This is a genomic window from Proteus vulgaris (assembly GCF_011045815.1).
In the GTDB taxonomy this organism is placed as follows: Bacteria; Pseudomonadota; Gammaproteobacteria; order Enterobacterales; family Enterobacteriaceae; genus Proteus; species Proteus vulgaris_B.
The window spans coordinates 55,596-72,417 of record NZ_CP047346.1 but is presented as its reverse complement, the minus strand read 5'-3'; the positions used below and the strand labels follow the sequence as shown (position 1 = coordinate 72,417).

Below are 16,822 nucleotides of genomic sequence, written 5' to 3'. Positions count from 1 at the left end.
GCCTTCGCGCAGGGGTAGTGAATCCGCCAGGATTGACTTGCGCTGCCCTACCTCTCACTAGTGAGGGGCGGCAGCGCATCAAGCGGTGAGCGCACTCCGGCACCGCCAACTTTCAGCACATGCGTGTAAATCATCGTCGTAGAGACGTCGGAATGGCCGAGCAGATCCTGCACGGTTCGAATGTCGTAACCGCTGCGGAGCAAGGCCGTCGCGAACGAGTGGCGGAGGGTGTGCGGTGTGGCGGGCTTCGTGATGCCTGCTTGTTCTACGGCACGTTTGAAGGCGCGCTGAAAGGTCTGGTCATACATGTGATGGCGACGCACGACACCGCTCCGTGGATCGGTCGAATGCGTGTGCTGCGCAAAAACCCAGAACCACGGCCAGGAATGCCCGGCGCGCGGATACTTCCGCTCAAGGGCGTCGGGAAGCGCAACGCCGCTGCGGCCCTCGGCCTGGTCCTTCAGCCACCATGCCCGTGCACGCGACAGCTGCTCGCGCAGGCTGGGTGCCAAGCTCTCGGGTAACATCAAGGCCCGATCCTTGGAGCCCTTGCCCTCCCGCACGATGATCGTGCCGTGATCGAAATCCAGATCCTTGACCCGCAGTTGCAAACCCTCACTGATCCGCATGCCCGTTCCATACAGAAGCTGGGCGAACAAACGATGCTCGCCTTCCAGAAAACCGAGGATGCGAACCACTTCATCCGGGGTCAGCACCACCGGCAAGCGCCGCGACGGCCGAGGTCTTCCGATCTCCTGAAGCCAGGGCAGATCCGTGCACAGCACCTTGCCGTAGAAGAACAGCAAGGCCGCCAATGCCTGACGATGCGTGGAGACCGAAACCTTGCGCTCGTTCGCCAGCCAGGACAGAAATGCCTCGACTTCGCTGCTGCCCAAGGTTGCCGGGTGACGCACACCGTGGAAACGGATGAAGGCACGAACCCAGTTGACATAAGCCTGTTCGGTTCGTAAACTGTAATGCAAGTAGCGTATGCGCTCACGCAACTGGTCCAGAACCTTGACCGAACGCAGCGGTGGTAACGGCGCAGTGGCGGTTTTCATGGCTTGTTATGACTGTTTTTTTGTACAGTCTATGCCTCGGGCATCCAAGCAGCAAGCGCGTTACGCCGTGGGTCGATGTTTGATGTTATGGAGCAGCAACGATGTTACGCAGCAGGGCAGTCGCCCTAAAACAAAGTTAGACATCATGAGGGTAGCGGTGACCATCGAAATTTCGAACCAACTATCAGAGGTGCTAAGCGTCATTGAGCGCCATCTCGAACCGACGTTGCTGGCCGTGCATTTGTACGGCTCCGCAGTGGATGGCGGCCTGAAGCCATACAGCGATATTGATTTGTTGGTTACTGTGGCCGTAAAGCTTGATGAAACGACGCGGCGAGCATTGCTCAATGATCTTATGGAGGCTTCGGCTTTCCCTGGCGAGAGCGAGACGCTCCGCGCTATAGAAGTCACCCTTGTCGTGCATGACGACATCATCCCGTGGCGTTATCCGGCTAAGCGCGAGCTGCAATTTGGAGAATGGCAGCGCAATGACATTCTTGCGGGTATCTTCGAGCCAGCCATGATCGACATTGATCTAGCTATCCTGCTTACAAAAGCAAGAGAACATAGCGTTGCCTTGGTAGGTCCGGCAGCGGAGGAATTCTTTGACCCGGTTCCTGAACAGGATCTATTCGAGGCGCTGAGGGAAACCTTGAAGCTATGGAACTCGCAGCCCGACTGGGCCGGCGATGAGCGAAATGTAGTGCTTACGTTGTCCCGCATTTGGTACAGCGCAATAACCGGCAAAATCGCGCCGAAGGATGTCGCTGCCGACTGGGCAATAAAACGCCTACCTGCCCAGTATCAGCCCGTCTTACTTGAAGCTAAGCAAGCTTATCTGGGACAAAAAGAAGATCACTTGGCCTCACGCGCAGATCACTTGGAAGAATTTATTCGCTTTGTGAAAGGCGAGATCATCAAGTCAGTTGGTAAATGATGTCTAACAATTCGTTCAAGCCGACCGCGCTACGCGCGGCGGCTTAACTCCGGCGTTGTGCTGACGAAAAAAAACAAAAATCTGCGTATACCTTTCCTCATAATCTGTGGCTTCAATAAAAGGATATTTCTATGCTTCAACTGAAAATGATCGAACTCTTCAAGGAAGGTTGTCATGAGGATGCACGAATAATCGCGGCATTGATGTTCGGCTCATTTGCTATCGGAGAGGGTGACGAGTTCTCTGATATCGAATTCGCAGTGTTCATCCAGGATGACCATTTTGAAAATTTCGATCAGCGCTCGTGGCTTAATGCCGTAAGTCCGGTTGCTGCTTACTTTCCGGACGACTTCGGCCACCACACCGCACTTTTTGAAAACGGCATTCGCGGTGAATTCCATTTCATGCGAAAATCGGACATACCGGTCATTTCCACTTGGCAAGGCTATGGGTGGTTTCCCTCGCTTGAGGCGGCTGTTTTGTTGGACCGATCAGGAGAGTTGTCAAGGTACGCAAGCGCTCTCGTGGGCGGTCCCCCGATACGTGAAGGCGCGCCGCTGGTGGAAGGGCTTGTGTTGAACCTCATCAGCCTGATGCTCTTTGGGGCCAATCTTTTAAATCGGGGAGAGTACGCTCGCGCCTGGGCTTTGCTCAGCAAAGCACATGAAAACCTACTCAAGCTGGTTCGACTCCACGAAGGGGCAACAGACCACTGGCCGACACCTTCACGCGCGCTCGAAAAGGATATCTCGGAGGACTCGTATAATCGCTATCTGGCATGCACAAGCAGTGCAGAACCAAGAGCACTATGTGCAGCCTATCATCAAACGTGGACGTGGAGTCTCGAATTGTTCAAGAGCGTGACAGAACCTCTGAATATCGAGCTTCCGAGAACTGTAATTGCGCAGGCAAAAAGGTTGCTCAATGAGTCTGCGACGCCGCACAACAAGTAAATCCAGCGGACGCATAAAAACGCGCCGCTGATTTTGACGTTAGATGCACTAAGCACATAATTGCTCACAGCCAAACTATCAGGTCAAGTCTGCTTTTATTATTTTTAAGCGTGCATAATAAGCCCTACACAAATTGGGAGATATATCATGAAAGGCTGGCTTTTTCTTGTTATCGCAATAGTTGGCGAAGTAATCGCAACATCCGCATTAAAATCTAGCGAGGGCTTTACTAAGCTTGCCCCTTCCGCCGTTGTCATAATCGGTTATGGCATCGCATTTTATTTTCTTTCTCTGGTTCTGAAATCCATCCCTGTCGGTGTTGCTTATGCAGTCTGGTCGGGACTCGGCGTCGTCATAATTACAGCCATTGCCTGGTTGCTTCATGGGCAAAAGCTTGATGCGTGGGGCTTTGTAGGTATGGGGCTCATAATTGCTGCCTTTTTGCTCGCCCGATCCCCATCGTGGAAGTCGCTGCGGAGGCCGACGCCATGGTGACGGTGTTCGGCATTCTGAATCTCACCGAGGACTCCTTCTTCGATGAGAGCCGGCGGCTAGACCCCGCCGGCGCTGTCACCGCGGCGATCGAAATGCTGCGAGTCGGATCAGACGTCGTGGATGTCGGACCGGCCGCCAGCCATCCGGACGCGAGGCCTGTATCGCCGGCCGATGAGATCAGACGTATTGCGCCGCTCTTAGACGCCCTGTCCGATCAGATGCACCGTGTTTCAATCGACAGCTTCCAACCGGAAACCCAGCGCTATGCGCTCAAGCGCGGCGTGGGCTACCTGAACGATATCCAAGGATTTCCTGACCCTGCGCTCTATCCCGATATTGCTGAGGCGGACTGCAGGCTGGTGGTTATGCACTCAGCGCAGCGGGATGGCATCGCCACCCGCACCGGTCACCTTCGACCCGAAGACGCGCTCGACGAGATTGTGCGGTTCTTCGAGGCGCGGGTTTCCGCCTTGCGACGGAGCGGGGTCGCTGCCGACCGGCTCATCCTCGATCCGGGGATGGGATTTTTCTTGAGCCCCGCACCGGAAACATCGCTGCACGTGCTGTCGAACCTTCAAAAGCTGAAGTCGGCGTTGGGGCTTCCGCTATTGGTCTCGGTGTCGCGGAAATCCTTCTTGGGCGCCACCGTTGGCCTTCCTGTAAAGGATCTGGGTCCAGCGAGCCTTGCGGCGGAACTTCACGCGATCGGCAATGGCGCTGACTACGTCCGCACCCACGCGCCTGGAGATCTGCGAAGCGCAATCACCTTCTCGGAAACCCTCGCGAAATTTCGCAGTCGCGACGCCAGAGACCGAGGGTTAGATCATGCCTAGCATTCACCTTCCGGCCGCCCGCTAGCGGACCCTGGTCAGGTTCCGCGAAGGTGGGCGCAGACATGCTGGGCTCGTCAGGATCAAACTGCACTATGAGGCGGCGGTTCATACCGCGCCAGGGGAGCGAATGGACAGCGAGGAGCCTCCGAACGTTCGGGTCGCCTGCTCGGGTGATATCGACGAGGTTGTGCGGCTGATGCACGACGCTGCGGCGTGGATGTCCGCCAAGGGAACGCCCGCCTGGGACGTCGCGCGGATCGACCGGACATTCGCGGAGACCTTCGTCCTGAGATCCGAGCTCCTAGTCGCGAGTTGCAGCGACGGCATCGTCGGCTGTTGCACCTTGTCGGCCGAGGATCCCGAGTTCTGGCCCGACGCCCTCAAGGGGGAGGCCGCATATCTGCACAAGCTCGCGGTGCGACGGACACATGCGGGCCGGGGTGTCAGCTCCGCGCTGATCGAGGCTTGCCGCCATGCCGCGCGAACGCAGGGGTGCGCCAAGCTGCGGCTCGACTGCCACCCGAACCTGCGTGGCCTATACGAGCGGCTCGGATTCACCCACGTCGACACTTTCAATCCCGGCTGGGATCCAACCTTCATCGCAGAACGCCTAGAACTCGAAATCTAACGTCCGTTCGGGCATCGAGGTCCATGTCGGGGTGGGACGGGCCCGTGGCTTCAAGATCACTTGCAGTCCGACCGCGATGTCTTGGTTGCGCGAGAGGTTGTCGATATCTGTTGATTTGCACCCAAATTTGACCCGGGATTTGCATTGAATTTTGACCCACCCCTTGTTGTCAGAATTATGTCTCGATTTTCAGTTTGCGGGTCTGTTTTTCCTCCTGCTTATTCTGAGTTGAACTGTGTTTGAAGCGGTAACTTTCATTGCCGGTTTCCAGGATGTGGCAGTGGTGGGTTAGTCGGTCCAACAACGCTGTTGTCATCTTTTCATCGCCAAACACTCGGCTCCATTCCGAGAAGCTCAAGTTGGTGGTCAGTATCACGCTGGTTTTTTCGTACAGCTTTGAGAGCAGGTGAAACAGCAGTGCCCCACCGGTTTGGCTAAAAGGCAAATATCCCAGCTCATCCAGAATCACCAAATCGGCATACAACAGACGGTTTGCGATTTGTCCCTGACGCCCAGATGATTTCTCTTGCTCCAGTGCATTGACCAAATCCACGGTGGAGAAGAAACGCACCCGTCGGTTCAAGTGCATCACTGCTTGTGTACCAATGGCTGTGGCCAGGTGAGTCTTGCCTGTGCCTGGCCCACCAATCAGCACCACGTTCTGGGCTTGTTCCATGAAGTCGCACCGGTGCAATTGTTTGACCGTGGCCTCATTAACCAGGCTTTGACTGAAGTCAAAGCCCACCAAGTCCCGATACACGGGGAACTTGGCCACCCGCAATTGATAGTTCACCGAACGTACTTCACGCTCTGCCACTTCAGCTTTAATCAAGCTGTCCAGCATGGGCAAGGCTTGATTAAATGCTGGTGAATTCTGATTGCCCAACTCCTCAATGGCGTGTGCCATGCCAAAGAGTTTCAAGGATTTGAGGATTCTCACATGGCCTTCATGCTGCATCATGGGCTCTCCTTAAACTGTCATAGCGGTTCACGTTGGCCTGTGGTTCCAATGTCAGCCTTAACCCCTTGGGAATTGGAATCGGTTTGGGTGGAGGTTCTTCGGTCAAACGTCCCAACAGATTAAGCACATGCTCCTTCGATGGCTTGCCACACTCCAATGCCAATTCCACAGCACTGAGTACCGCACCTTCATCGTGGTGCAATACAAGGGCCAGAATTTCCACCATGTCACGGTCACCGCCGGGGCGTTGCAGCAAGATGGATTGAAGCTTCTTGAACGCGGGTGGCAATTCAGCAAATGGCGCACCATTGCGCAACGCCCCAGGTTTCTTCTGAAGCACAGACAAGTAATGGTGCCAGTCGTATTGTGTGTGGCCACGCCGAGCGTGGCCACTGCCAAACAATCTTGGATGCTCGGCAATGTGTTGGCCTTCGGCAGCCATCACCAGCTTGTCTGCATAAATCCGAAGGCTGATGGCCCTGTTGGCGTAACTGGCAGGAACGCTGTAGCGATTGCCCTCGTGGTGAACAAGGCAGGTTGAAGTGACTCGCTTGGTTTGCTCCACGAATGCATCAAAGGCATTGGGTAGCGCCATCAACTCGCCTTGTTCATCGGCAAAGGCCTCTTGCACGGTTTGGTCCAATTCGGGGTGGCGCAGCTCAGACCACAGCGCTTTGCAGCGATGCTCAAGCCACACATTCAAATCAGCAAGGCTTTGAAAGTCTGGTGCCCCTTGCCACAGGCGTTGGCGGGAATCCTGCACGTTCTTCTCAATCTGGCCTTTCTCCCAACCCGATGCTGGATTACAGAACTGCGCATCAAACAGGTAGTGGCTGACCATGGCAGTGAACCGCTGATTGACCCTGCGCTCTTTGCCACGCCCCACCGAATCCACAGCGGTCTTCATGTTGTCGTAGATGCCGCGCTTGGGAATGCCACCGAAGATTTGAAAGGCATGCCAGTGGGCATCAAACAGCATTTCATGTTTTTGCTGGTAGTAAGCCCGAAGCACAAAGGCCCGGCTGTGGGCCAACTTAAACTGGGCAATCTGAAGTTTGACCTGTTTGCCCGCTATGCGGGCAAAGTCCTCACTCCAATCGAATTGGAAGGCTTCGCCACAAGCAAAGCGCAAGGGGATGAAACAACCCTTGCCCGAGGTTTGCGCCTTGAACTGTTCGGAATCTTTCCACTGTCGGGCAAAGGCACACACTCGGTCATAAGACCCGGTAAAGCCCAAAGCGACCAAATCCCGGTACATGCTGCGCAGGTTTCTGCGCAGCTTCTTTGTCTTTTTGTGCTCGGTGGAGAGCCACTGCCTTAACTTGGGCTCAAAAGGACTTAACTTGCCAACGCTGTCTCGCGCTGGGTACTGCGGTTCAACCACCTTGCTTTGCAAATACTTGCGAACGGTGTTCCTGGACAGGCCGCTTCGTCGGGCTATTTCCCGAATCGACGCACCATCGCGAAAATGCCAGCGTCGAATTGCGCTCAATATCGCCACGTTTATCACTCCTTGATTTCTCCCGCCATATCCAGACGGGAAACAGTGTCATACGTGGGTCAAATTTCGACGCAAATCTTTACCCTAAGTTGGGGTGCGGACAAAATCTTGGACTACTTTAGGAGTAGTTCATGTATTCGTATGAAGATCGCCTTCGAGCCGTGAGGTTGTACCTGAAGCTTGGGCGCCGGATGAGCGCCACACTACGGCAGCTGGGATACCCCACCAAGAACTCGCTGAAGGCCTGGTTGGCAGAATTCGAACGGAATCAGGATCTTCGCCGAGGCTATCAACGGATAAAACGGCAGTACACCGATGAGCAAAAGCAACGGGCAGTAGATCACTATATCGAACAAGGCTACTGCCTGAGTCACACAATCCGAAGCCTGGGCTACCCAAGCCGCGAGGCCTTGCGTGCCTGGATCCGTGATTTACGCCCTGAATTCGCTAGGACGGTCGTCGGCAGCAGCGCTCCCACAGTCGCCCGCTCTCGCCTCGAGAAGCAGCAAGCCGTCATTGCACTGAACCTGCGCGTAGGTTTGGCAAAGGATGTGGCCGACACTGTCGGTGTATCGCGACCAACGTTGTATAACTGGCAGCATCGATTACTTGGCAAAGTGCCCCTAAAACCCATGACAAAGAAGAAAGGTGACACCTCGCTCGAGCAGCGGCATGAGGCACTACTCAGGGAACTGGCCGAACTGGAGAGCCAGAACCAGCGGCTTCGCATGGAGAATGCAATTCTGGAGAAGGCGAGTGAATTGATAAAAAAAGACATGGGCATCAACCCCCTCGAACTGACAAGCCGAGAAAAAACGAAGGTGGTTGATGCCCTCAGAGTCACGTTTCCATTAGCCAATCTGTTGTGCGGCCTGAAGCTGGCGCGCAGCACATACTTCTATCAACGCCTGCGGCAGACGCGGCCCGACAAGTACACGCAGGTGCGTGAGGTCATTCGGACTATCTTCGAGGACAACTACCGCTGCTATGGCTATCGACGCATTGATAGTGCCTTGCGCCTTGGTGGCATGCGTGTGTCCGAGAAGGTCGTGCGTCGCTTGATGGCGCAAGAGCGTCTGGTCGTGAGAACACCGCGCCGCCGGCGCTTCTCGGCGTATGCTGGCGACCCGACACCAGCGGTCCCGAATCTGCTGAATCGCGACTTTCACGCGTCGGCGCCGAATACGAAATGGTTGACCGATCTGACGGAAATACACATTCCGGCAGGGAAGGTCTACGTCTCGCCGATCGTCGATTGCTTCGATGGGCTGGTGGTGGCCTGGAATATCGGCACCAGCCCGGATGCGAACCTGGTCAATACCATGCTGGATCACGCGGTACGGACACTGCGACCCGGTGAGCATCCGGTTATCCATTCGGACAGGGGCTCGCATTATCGCTGGCCTGCGTGGATCCGCCGCACTGAAAATGCCCAATTAACGCGGTCGATGTCCAAAAAGGGCTGCTCGCCAGACAATGCTGCATGCGAGGGCTTTTTCGGACGATTGAAGACCGAACTAATCTACCCGAGGAATTGGCAGCACGTGACGCTGAAAGACCTCATGACGCGAATCGATGCCTATATCCACTGGTACAACGAGCGCCGCATCAAAGTGTCGCTTGGCGGGCGTAGTCCCATCGAGTATCGTCATGCGGTCGGATTGATGTCCGTATAAACCGTCCAAGAAATCGTCCGCACCCCCAGTGGGTCAATTTTAGATGCAACTCAACAGGCCATGCTGAGTGTGCGATGGTTGATCGCTTCCTCGCCGCTCTCCACGGCGACGATGGCCGCCGCCATCAGCAAGTGCGCCAGTTCCCCTATGGTGCCCTCGCTGCGTGTGAGCAGGTAGCGAGCCATGTCCAGCGTGGCAATTGGGGAAGGCCGGCGCAGCGGGAGCGAAGCGGCGAAGCTGGCCAGCAGTGAGCAGCAATCGTCGTTGGCCTCCCATACCGGCAGCATCATCGGCTCGAAGCGATTTTCCAACTGGTCATCGGAGCGGATGGCTAGGTAGGCGTCGCGCGTGCCTACCCCAACCAACGGGATGCGCAGTTCGTTGCCGAGGAAGCGCAGCAGGTTGAGGAATTCCCGGCGGTTGACGCTGTTGCCGGCCAGCACGTTGTGCAGCTCGTCGATCACCAGCATGCGCACGCCGACCTTGCGCAGCAGTGCCAGAGCCAGTTGCTCCATTTCCGGCAACCGTGGGCGTGGGCGCAGCGGCGCGCCCATCGCGGCGAGCAGCGCGACGTAGAAGCGGATCACGGACGGCTCGGACGGCATCTGCACGACCAACACCGGGATGTGCTCCTGGTCGGCGTCGGAGCTGGCCGGGTGGGTGCGGCGGAACTTCTCGACGATCATCGACTTGCCATTGTTGGTCGGGCCAACCAGCAGCAGGTTGGGCATGCGTTGCTTGTTTGGCCACGCATAAAGGGCTTCCAGCCGGTTCAGCGCCTCGACTGCGCGCGGATAGCCGATCCAGCGGTCGGCGCGAAGGCGCTGGATGCGCTCGTCCGCCGGAAGACGGGCCAAGCCCTGGGCCGCCGGCAGCAGGTGGGACAGGTCGATGATGGGATATTCGTCCACGGCTACCACTCCTCAATCTGGTCGAACGGTTTGGCGGGTGGCAAGTTGTCTGCCTGCGGGTCGGCAATATCCGTATCCGGCGGAACGGGCTTGTCCGGCCGAGCTGATGTCTTGAGGTGCTGGCGGCGATCCGCGTCACGCCGCGCCTTGCGTGTGGCCTTCTGCGCGCTGGTCACAATCTCACGCATCTGGCCGATCATGCGGAACAGCGCCGACTCATCCACCTGTTCGGGCACTGTTGCAAAGTTAGTGATGAGGCAGCCTTTTGTCTTATTCAAAGGCCTTACATTTCAAAAACTCTGCTTACCAGGCGCATTTCGCCCAGGGGATCACCATAATAAAATGCTGAGGCCTGGCCTTTGCGTAGTGCACGCATCACCTCAATACCTTTGATGGTGGCGTAAGCCGTCTTCATGGATTTAAATCCCAGCGTGGCGCCGATTATCCGTTTCAGTTTGCCATGATCGCATTCAATCACGTTGTTCCGGTACTTAATCTGTCGGTGTTCAACGTCAGACGGGCACCGGCCTTCGCGTTTGAGCAGAGCAAGCGCGCGACCATAGGCGGGCGCTTTATCCGTGTTGATGAATCGCGGGATCTGCCACTTCTTCACGTTGTTGAGGATTTTACCCAGAAACCGGTATGCAGCTTTGCTGTTACGACGGGAGGAGAGATAAAAATCGACAGTGCGGCCCCGGCTGTCGACGGCCCGGTACAGATACGCCCAGCGGCCATTGACCTTCACGTAGGTTTCATCCATGTGCCACGGGCAAAGATCGGAAGGGTTACGCCAGTACCAGCGCAGCCGTTTTTCCATTTCAGGCGCATAACGCTGAACCCAGCGGTAAATCGTGGAGTGATCGACATTCACTCCGCGTTCAGCCAGCATCTCCTGCAGCTCACGGTAACTGATGCCGTATTTGCAGTACCAGCGTACGGCCCACAGAATGATGTCACGCTGAAAATGCCGGCCTTTGAATGGGTTCATGTGCAGCTCCATCAGCAAAAGGGGATGATAAGTTTATCACCACCGACTATTTGCAACAGTGCCTTCAAACCAGTGACAGCATTACTCATTCAATCTTGGAACTCATCAACAATATGTTGATTGATCTTCTGGCAACAATGGCCCGCCTAGACAATGAGAAACGTATAGAACGTATTAAGCAGGGCCTGGCACGTTCGGGTTACAAACCAACAGGCAAGAAGGCAAATGAGGCTAAACATAAACGAATAAAAGAATTGCTAGTAGTTGGCAATATGACTAAGGAAGAAATTGCCAAAGCAGTGAATTGTGGAGTTGCAACGTAAGCGCCCTTAAATCAGCACCCTTGCAAAACGATTACTCAGCCTAACCCAGTTTCACATTCCAGGGCAGTAGCGCTTCGAGTTTCTCGAGGGTGTCAGCAGTCGCAACATGGTCAAGAATATGTTTAATGTAGGCTTGCGGATCCAGGTTGTTGGCTTTGGCGGTTTCGATTAATGAGTAACATGCGGCGCTGGCTTCGGCGCCTTTGCGTGTGTCGGCGAATAGCCAATTTTTACGGCCAATAGCGAAGGGACGAATGGCGTTTTCGGCCATGATATTGCTGATCATCAGGTCGCCGCGCTCACAATAGCCAATCAGGTATTCCCATTGATTTAAGGTGTAGTCGATGGCTTTTCTCAGAGCGCCGCCTTTCATGATTTTTGCAGCGTTTTTCTCAAGCCACAGCTTAAACTCATTCAGTACCGGCACGCTGATTTCTTGGCGCGCCTTTAAACGCTCTTCGTCGGTTTTGTCCGCGATGTTGCTTTCTACGCGATAGAGTTTACGGATATAGCCCAGCGCTACATCAGCTTTACTCACTGTGCCTTGCTTGGCTTTAGCTTTAGAATCAGCGCTTTTATCGGCTTCAACAAACTTACGCCGAGCATGATCCCAGCAGCCAATGCGCGTAATCGAGTTGGCTTTGCAGACTGCGCTATAGCCAGAAAAACCATCGGCTTGCAGCACACCCTTAAAATCATCGAGCAGGCGCACAGCCACACTGCCTGCACGCGAAGGATCGTATTCAAAGAGTACGCTAAGCTGGCTAGGCGGCCCGCCGCGGATCACCCACATCCATTTATCTGACTGTGCTGTTTCTCCGTCTTCTTTCAGCACTTGCAGACGGGTTTCATCAGCTTGCAGATAGCTGCCGCTGTTTTGCACCTCGCGCATCAACTGTAGCAGAGGTTTAGCTGCATCAGCAAAGCACATGCACCATTGCGCCATGTTATTGCGCTGAATCAAGTGGCCTAAGTTTTTAAACTTGCCTTCTTGGCGATACAACGGCATGCCATACAGATATTTATCTACAATTACGTGCGCAATCAGCGAAGTGGTCACCGAGCACTTACCAAAAGGATGTACTGGGCGCTGCGCCGCAATCATCTGTTCTTCTGGCATGCTTTCTTTGGAGGTGAAAACGGCTTTTTCTTGCCAATGCTCCAACACTTTCAGCTGTGCCGGAATGTAATGTAGCTCTTCTTTTACTTTGGTGAAGAAGGTTGTGTCGGCACCGGTTTTTTCTAACTCAGTTAGCGTGTGCTCGATGCGCTCACGTACTAGATTTGCAGAGAAACCACGCTGACGTGTTTGGCGAGCTTTACGTGCTTGAGTCAGCTCTGCGTTTTCATCAGACGCTTCAGGCAAGGTATCGAACAGCTCATCAAGCTGAGCCTCAAGCTCAGTTTCATCAAAGAGGTTTAACTGGAACTTGGATTTTTCGCTGCTGGCACTGAACTTCTGCGTTTTCAGCAGGCGGTTCATTTCTTCCAGTAGTTCGATACGACGATGGGCTGCTTTGAGCTCGCTTTTATGCTCTAACAAACTGGCATTTTGTTCTTCTACAACCGCTTGAAATTGAGCCACCATCAAACGTAATTCAGCAGCACTTAGACTGCTTAAATCAGATGTTTTAATGGGGAGTTTAGGCTGTTTCTTCATACCCAAATTATAGCAAAAACGACTCTGAAAGACAGCCGTAAAAGCAGATAAAACCCAATAAAATCAAGCTATCCAAGACTGTCGTATTGTAGTTTTTTATGGCCCTTAAATAGACTAATATCATAGCCATCTAACAGCCAGTTTATTTGCTCACCTGTTAAGGCCAGCAACTCGTCAGCAGGCTTGGGCCACTTAAATTTCTCTTCGGCCAGCGCTTTGTAATACATGACGAAACCGTTGTCTTCCCACATCACGCATTTGATTTTGTTGCGCTGGCGATTGGTGAAGGCATACAGCGCACCGCTGAACGGATTGTGGCCCAGCTCTTGTTCCACCAGCAACGCTAAACCGTTGGTTTGTTTCCTAAAATCCACCGGCGCACGGTACAGATAAATTTCTGGCATCTGTTTGGCTGGCCGCAAATAGCGCACTTTCACTACAGCTGCCTCAGCAGTGCCAAGACGAGATCCAAATTGCCTGCATTGACCCCTGAAAAGCTTATGCCACTGGGTAAATGAACGCCCAGCTCATCATGAAGGCGGTTGTGCGAAGCAGCTAACTGTGTCACTTGAGCAAAGCCTGCAGGTTTTTCAACAACCTCATTTACCTGGAGCTTTTTACGCCAATAATTAAACTGCGCGTAATTCAAATCATGCTGCTTGCAAAAAGCCGCACCGGATGAATCAGATGCTTGCCAGGCACCAATGTGTTGCTGCCAGAACTGCTGGCGTTCCTGTAAAGTCATCACCAATACCCCTTTCAAAAAGACAGGTATTAGTGTGAAGCTGTATAGGCTGGGTTAAAAGATGCTGATTTAAGGGCGCTTACGTTGCAACTGTCTATCGAGTTGCTAAAGTTATCTAAAAGAGGCTTATCTCAACGCGCCCCCAATGGGGCACCGCTGCATTCAGGTTACTTCACATAAGAAATTTTATGTTAAATGATTGTTAGAAATGCCCCTTGATCGAGGCATTTTCTATAAAGAATACTAAAAACTAATTAAAGCCAACCAAGTTTCAAAACAAGGCAGTTCTCAGCAATCATATTTTTAAATTATATAACTCCCAACTGAGCTTTTGCTCCAACGATAAGGCTTTCATTTTGAGTTTCTAAGGCAAATAAACCATACATCAAAGGAGAGGCCGCTGCTCTTTCTAAAGTCTGTTCATATAGTTTATTCCAAACTTTACCCCCTAGTTTTTCATACTCGATGATTAGAGTTTTGAGGCTTTCTTCTCCAAACAAAGTTACATGCCCAGCAAAATCAATCGCTGGGTCATCTATATGGGCTGTTGACCAATCAATAACGCCTGAAACAGCTCCATCCTTTGAAGCTAGTACATGCCCAGCATATAAATCGCCATGTATAAATTGGGTGAAATCTGCCCATAGAACATCATTATCCAACCATTTTCTGTAGCGGGTTTCCAATTGCTCACTTATACCAATTTCAGATTTTACTAACTGCAAATTGTTTGCTATTTCAGGTCTTAAATCTGAAGGTTTCATAATTTTCAAATCATTTTCCCGAACTTCTTTTTCAGGAATACTATGGATTTCAAATAAGGTTTTTGCCAAAGATGTTATGTATTTCGGGCTATCTTTGTCCATATTCCAAATTATTTCATAGGTTTCAGCATCCAAATTTAAAACAGGATTATCTTTAAGTATGGGATAAGCCACTAATTCTGTAGATGAAATTCTCCAATCAGGAACCTCTACAGAAAGATGTTTTTTTACCAATTCTAAAATGCGTTTTTCTTTCTTGATTTGTTCCCTCATGCCATCACGACGAGGAATACGCAGCAACCATTGTTGCCCCTTTGTATCAAGAGCAAAAACGACCTTAAAATCAATGCCCATTTCATTGAAATTCATTTTGTCCGTAAGCAACAAGCCGTGTGCTTCAGCAAGTGATTGAATATCTTGAATTGTCATTTTTAATTTCCTTTAAAGAGTTCAATAATTAATGTTCGGATTAGATTGGCTATCATTAACAATCTCTCTCAAAAGTCTTGATGATTTTGTGGTCTTTGATCTCGTAGATAATGTCAGCAATATTATCGACCAATTGCTTGTCATGAGATACGAAGATAATAGTTCCTGCATAGGACTTCATCATTGTTTCTAATGCGGCAATACTTTTTAGGTCAAGATAGTTTCCTGGTTCATCCATAAGCAAAATATTATATTTTCCTAAAAGCATTTTGGATAAAAGCAGTTTGATGATTTCACCTCCCGATAAGTCGGATAAGTTTTTTTGAATATCATTCGCTCCGATCCCCATTGAAGCCAATACTGCACGAATTTCCGCAACTGTGTACTCGCACTCTTCCTGCATAAAGGAGAGCACAGATTTATGCGTGTTAAATTTATATCCTGTTTGTGTAAAGTAGCCAATTTCAGCTTTTGGAGATATGGTTAATCCATCAGCACGTTCTGATATCATTTTTAACAAGGACGTTTTCCCTGTTCCATTCGATCCAGTTATAGCGACTTTAGCGCCAAGCGGTATTATAAAGTTAGCGTCATCAAAGATAGTACGGCTACCAAATTTTAAGCTCAGACCATCTGCCGTAATCGGGAACTTATTGTGCAGTTCTAGGGCTGAACTTTGACGAAAACGAATAGAACGCAAATGCTCTGGTGCTTGAATATCTTCTAATGCAGCCAAACGCTTTTCCATACTCTTAGCTGCCTGATACAGTTTTCTTTGCTTGGTGCCAGTCATTTTTGCATGCCCAAGTCGTCCAGCACTTTCGGTAGAGTTTTTGGATTTTTCTCCTTTTTTCTTATTGTCTAATCGATTAGCTTGCTGGCGTTTTTCTTGCACAGCAGATTCTAATCGCTCCCGTTCCTTCATCATCAGCTCATATTCTACGGCTTGGTGTTGTCGCTCTTCTTCTTTTTGACGCAAGTAATCCGAGTAACCACCCCAATATTCCGTAATTTTACCGTCTTTTAACTCCCATATCTTGTCTACAACCATATCAAGAAAATATCGGTCATGACTGATAACAAGTAATGCTCCATCAAATGCTTTAAGTTGACCAATAAGTAGATCTATTCCATTGAGATCAAGGTGGCTGGTTGGTTCATCCGCTAGAATGCCATGTACTTGTTGGGAAAATGCGGCAGCAATTTTTGCACGAGTTTCCTCTCCGCCACTCATTGTGTCGTTTTGTACATTGGAAACACCAAGGCGAGATAACATTGCCCGGTCTTCGACCGTTTCTATTTCGATTCCGCCCAGTTGGCTGATATGTGCAAAATCACCAAAACGCTGTAATGTCGCTTCGGCTAAAACAATTTCGCCATTAAGTACTTTGAGTAAACTACTCTTTCCTGCTCCGTTATCACCCACAAGACCAATACGGTCATAAGAGTGAATTTCCAATTCATCAATATCCAAAACATCACGCCCAGCATAATCCAAGCGTATGTTTCTCGCTTTAATAATTAAACTCATTTTTATTTACTCCTGTTTAGCTCTTGAAATTTTTTATGCAGCAAACAGGATTTAGGTGAAAACAAAAGCTAGCATCACAGTGTCCTCCCAAAAAAAAAGCTATTCATCCACAGGGTGGACAAATAGCTAGTCAATTAAGTTATAACTGGAAACTATGCACTAAAAGCATACTTATAAATTAAGCATACTTTTACTTTATATATCCGCATATATTCTTAAAGACACAACAAAAGCCCACCATTATAAAATAGTGTCACTATGCAAATAGTTGTGTCTTAACGAATGCGGATAGAATGCATAAACTTACCTAAAAAATAAAATTCAGTTTTATGATAACTTTACTGTTAAAAGAAGTCTAGACAACCTTGTTTTATGCTTGGATATAAGGCTTATTTTAGGCACTGTTGCAAAGTTAGCGATGAGGCA

Annotated in this window: 15 protein-coding genes and 3 pseudogenes; 7 read left to right on the top strand and 11 right to left on the bottom strand. The window is 51.2% G+C overall.

Going from position 1 to position 16,822, the window contains the following annotated elements:
• Positions 1-47: 47 nt before the first annotated feature.
• Positions 48-1,061, bottom strand: a complete 1,014-nt coding sequence (gene intI1, locus GTH24_RS21645) for a class 1 integron integrase IntI1 (RefSeq protein WP_000845054.1) — start codon at positions 1,059-1,061, stop codon at positions 48-50.
• Positions 1,062-1,206: 145 nt separating this feature from the next.
• Between intI1 and GTH24_RS21640 the strand changes: the two are divergent.
• From GTH24_RS21640 to GTH24_RS21620, 5 genes and pseudogenes are all read left to right on the top strand, one after another.
• Positions 1,207-2,045: pseudogene (locus tag GTH24_RS21640) on the top strand (AadA family aminoglycoside 3''-O-nucleotidyltransferase).
• Between the two features lie 84 nt (positions 2,046-2,129).
• Complete coding sequence (gene lnu(F) / locus GTH24_RS21635) at positions 2,130-2,951, top strand: lincosamide nucleotidyltransferase Lnu(F) (protein ID WP_000939727.1); 822 nt, start codon at positions 2,130-2,132, stop codon at positions 2,949-2,951.
• Between the two features lie 147 nt (positions 2,952-3,098).
• Positions 3,099-3,446, top strand: coding sequence for a quaternary ammonium compound efflux SMR transporter QacE delta 1 (locus GTH24_RS21630; protein WP_000679427.1), 348 nt, complete (start codon positions 3,099-3,101; stop codon positions 3,444-3,446).
• A complete protein-coding gene (gene sul1, locus GTH24_RS21625; protein ID WP_000259031.1) occupies positions 3,440-4,279 on the top strand; it encodes a sulfonamide-resistant dihydropteroate synthase Sul1 in 840 nt (279 codons plus the stop codon). Before GTH24_RS21630 ends, sul1 begins: the two co-directional genes overlap by 7 nt.
• Positions 4,280-4,406: 127 nt before the next feature.
• Entirely contained in the window at positions 4,407-4,907 is a 501-nt protein-coding gene (locus tag GTH24_RS21620) for a GNAT family N-acetyltransferase (protein ID WP_000376623.1), read from the top strand.
• A gap of 175 nt (positions 4,908-5,082) precedes the next feature.
• Here the strand turns inward: GTH24_RS21620 and istB are convergent, their stop codons facing one another.
• Positions 5,083-5,868, bottom strand: a complete 786-nt coding sequence (gene istB / locus GTH24_RS21615; RefSeq protein ID WP_000983249.1) for an IS21-like element IS1326 family helper ATPase IstB — start codon at positions 5,866-5,868, stop codon at positions 5,083-5,085.
• Positions 5,855-7,378 carry an IS21-like element IS1326 family transposase gene (gene istA, locus GTH24_RS21610; protein ID WP_001324342.1) on the bottom strand — a complete coding sequence of 508 codons (1,524 nt, stop codon included), beginning with the start codon at positions 7,376-7,378 and terminating at the stop codon, positions 5,855-5,857. The genes istB and istA overlap by 14 nt, the downstream gene beginning before the upstream one ends.
• Before the next feature lie 122 nt (positions 7,379-7,500).
• Between istA and GTH24_RS21605 the strand changes: the two genes are divergently transcribed.
• A complete protein-coding gene (locus GTH24_RS21605; RefSeq protein ID WP_164526967.1) occupies positions 7,501-9,045 on the top strand; it encodes an IS3 family transposase in 1,545 nt (514 codons plus the stop codon).
• A 50-nt stretch (positions 9,046-9,095) separates the two neighbouring features.
• Here GTH24_RS21605 and GTH24_RS21600 read toward each other — a convergent pair whose 3' ends face one another.
• The 3 genes and pseudogenes from GTH24_RS21600 to GTH24_RS21590 all read right to left on the bottom strand — a co-directional run bounded on the left by GTH24_RS21600 (position 9,096) and on the right by GTH24_RS21590 (position 10,944).
• On the bottom strand, positions 9,096-9,956 hold the full coding sequence (locus GTH24_RS21600) for a TniB family NTP-binding protein (protein ID WP_000344784.1): 861 nt from the start codon (positions 9,954-9,956) through the stop codon (positions 9,096-9,098).
• Positions 9,957-9,958: 2 nt separating this feature from the next.
• Positions 9,959-10,186, bottom strand: a pseudogene (locus GTH24_RS21595) (Mu transposase C-terminal domain-containing protein); the annotation flags it as partial.
• A 53-nt stretch (positions 10,187-10,239) separates the two neighbouring features.
• Positions 10,240-10,944 (bottom strand): IS6-like element IS26 family transposase, encoded by a 705-nt coding sequence (locus GTH24_RS21590; protein WP_001067855.1) that lies wholly within the window; start codon positions 10,942-10,944, stop codon positions 10,240-10,242.
• Positions 10,945-11,000: 56 nt separating this feature from the next.
• Here GTH24_RS21590 and GTH24_RS21585 point away from each other — a divergent pair.
• A pseudogene (locus GTH24_RS21585) lies at positions 11,001-11,267 on the top strand (recombinase family protein); the annotation flags it as partial.
• Between the two features lie 40 nt (positions 11,268-11,307).
• Here the strand turns inward: GTH24_RS21585 and tnpC are convergent.
• The 5 genes from tnpC to msr(E) form a co-directional block, all read right to left on the bottom strand.
• Positions 11,308-12,927 carry an IS66 family transposase gene (gene tnpC / locus GTH24_RS21580; RefSeq protein ID WP_126616202.1) on the bottom strand — a complete coding sequence of 540 codons (1,620 nt, stop codon included), beginning with the start codon at positions 12,925-12,927 and terminating at the stop codon, positions 11,308-11,310.
• Between the two features lie 68 nt (positions 12,928-12,995).
• Complete coding sequence (gene tnpB / locus GTH24_RS21575) at positions 12,996-13,364, bottom strand: IS66 family insertion sequence element accessory protein TnpB (RefSeq protein WP_126616199.1); 369 nt, start codon at positions 13,362-13,364, stop codon at positions 12,996-12,998.
• Entirely contained in the window at positions 13,364-13,672 is a 309-nt protein-coding gene (gene tnpA, locus GTH24_RS21570; RefSeq protein WP_126616196.1) for an IS66 family insertion sequence element accessory protein TnpA, read from the bottom strand. The genes tnpB and tnpA overlap by 1 nt, the downstream gene beginning before the upstream one ends.
• 308 nt (positions 13,673-13,980) lie before the next feature.
• Positions 13,981-14,865: an Mph(E) family macrolide 2'-phosphotransferase gene (locus tag GTH24_RS21565; protein WP_000155092.1), complete on the bottom strand. Its 885-nt coding sequence runs from the start codon at positions 14,863-14,865 to the stop codon at positions 13,981-13,983.
• A 55-nt stretch (positions 14,866-14,920) separates the two neighbouring features.
• Positions 14,921-16,396: an ABC-F type ribosomal protection protein Msr(E) gene (gene msr(E) / locus GTH24_RS21560; protein ID WP_000052512.1), complete on the bottom strand. Its 1,476-nt coding sequence runs from the start codon at positions 16,394-16,396 to the stop codon at positions 14,921-14,923.
• Between the last annotated feature and the right edge of the window lie 426 nt (positions 16,397-16,822).

Excerpts from the sequence above, each read along its gene's own strand:
- sul1 (WP_000259031.1), top strand. The coding sequence starts at position 3,440 with ATGGTGACGGTGTTCGGCATTCTGAATCTCACCGAGGACTCCTTCTTC.
- GTH24_RS21565 (WP_000155092.1), bottom strand. The coding sequence starts at position 14,865 with ATGACAATTCAAGATATTCAATCACTTGCTGAAGCACACGGCTTGTTG.
- intI1 (WP_000845054.1), bottom strand. The coding sequence starts at position 1,061 with ATGAAAACCGCCACTGCGCCGTTACCACCGCTGCGTTCGGTCAAGGTT.
- GTH24_RS21620 (WP_000376623.1), top strand. The coding sequence starts at position 4,407 with ATGGACAGCGAGGAGCCTCCGAACGTTCGGGTCGCCTGCTCGGGTGAT.
- istB (WP_000983249.1), bottom strand. The coding sequence starts at position 5,868 with ATGATGCAGCATGAAGGCCATGTGAGAATCCTCAAATCCTTGAAACTC.
- GTH24_RS21590 (WP_001067855.1), bottom strand. The coding sequence starts at position 10,944 with ATGAACCCATTCAAAGGCCGGCATTTTCAGCGTGACATCATTCTGTGG.
- GTH24_RS21630 (WP_000679427.1), top strand. The coding sequence starts at position 3,099 with ATGAAAGGCTGGCTTTTTCTTGTTATCGCAATAGTTGGCGAAGTAATC.
- GTH24_RS21605 (WP_164526967.1), top strand. The coding sequence starts at position 7,501 with ATGTATTCGTATGAAGATCGCCTTCGAGCCGTGAGGTTGTACCTGAAG.
- tnpA (WP_126616196.1), bottom strand. The coding sequence starts at position 13,672 with ATGACTTTACAGGAACGCCAGCAGTTCTGGCAGCAACACATTGGTGCC.
- tnpC (WP_126616202.1), bottom strand. The coding sequence starts at position 12,927 with ATGAAGAAACAGCCTAAACTCCCCATTAAAACATCTGATTTAAGCAGT.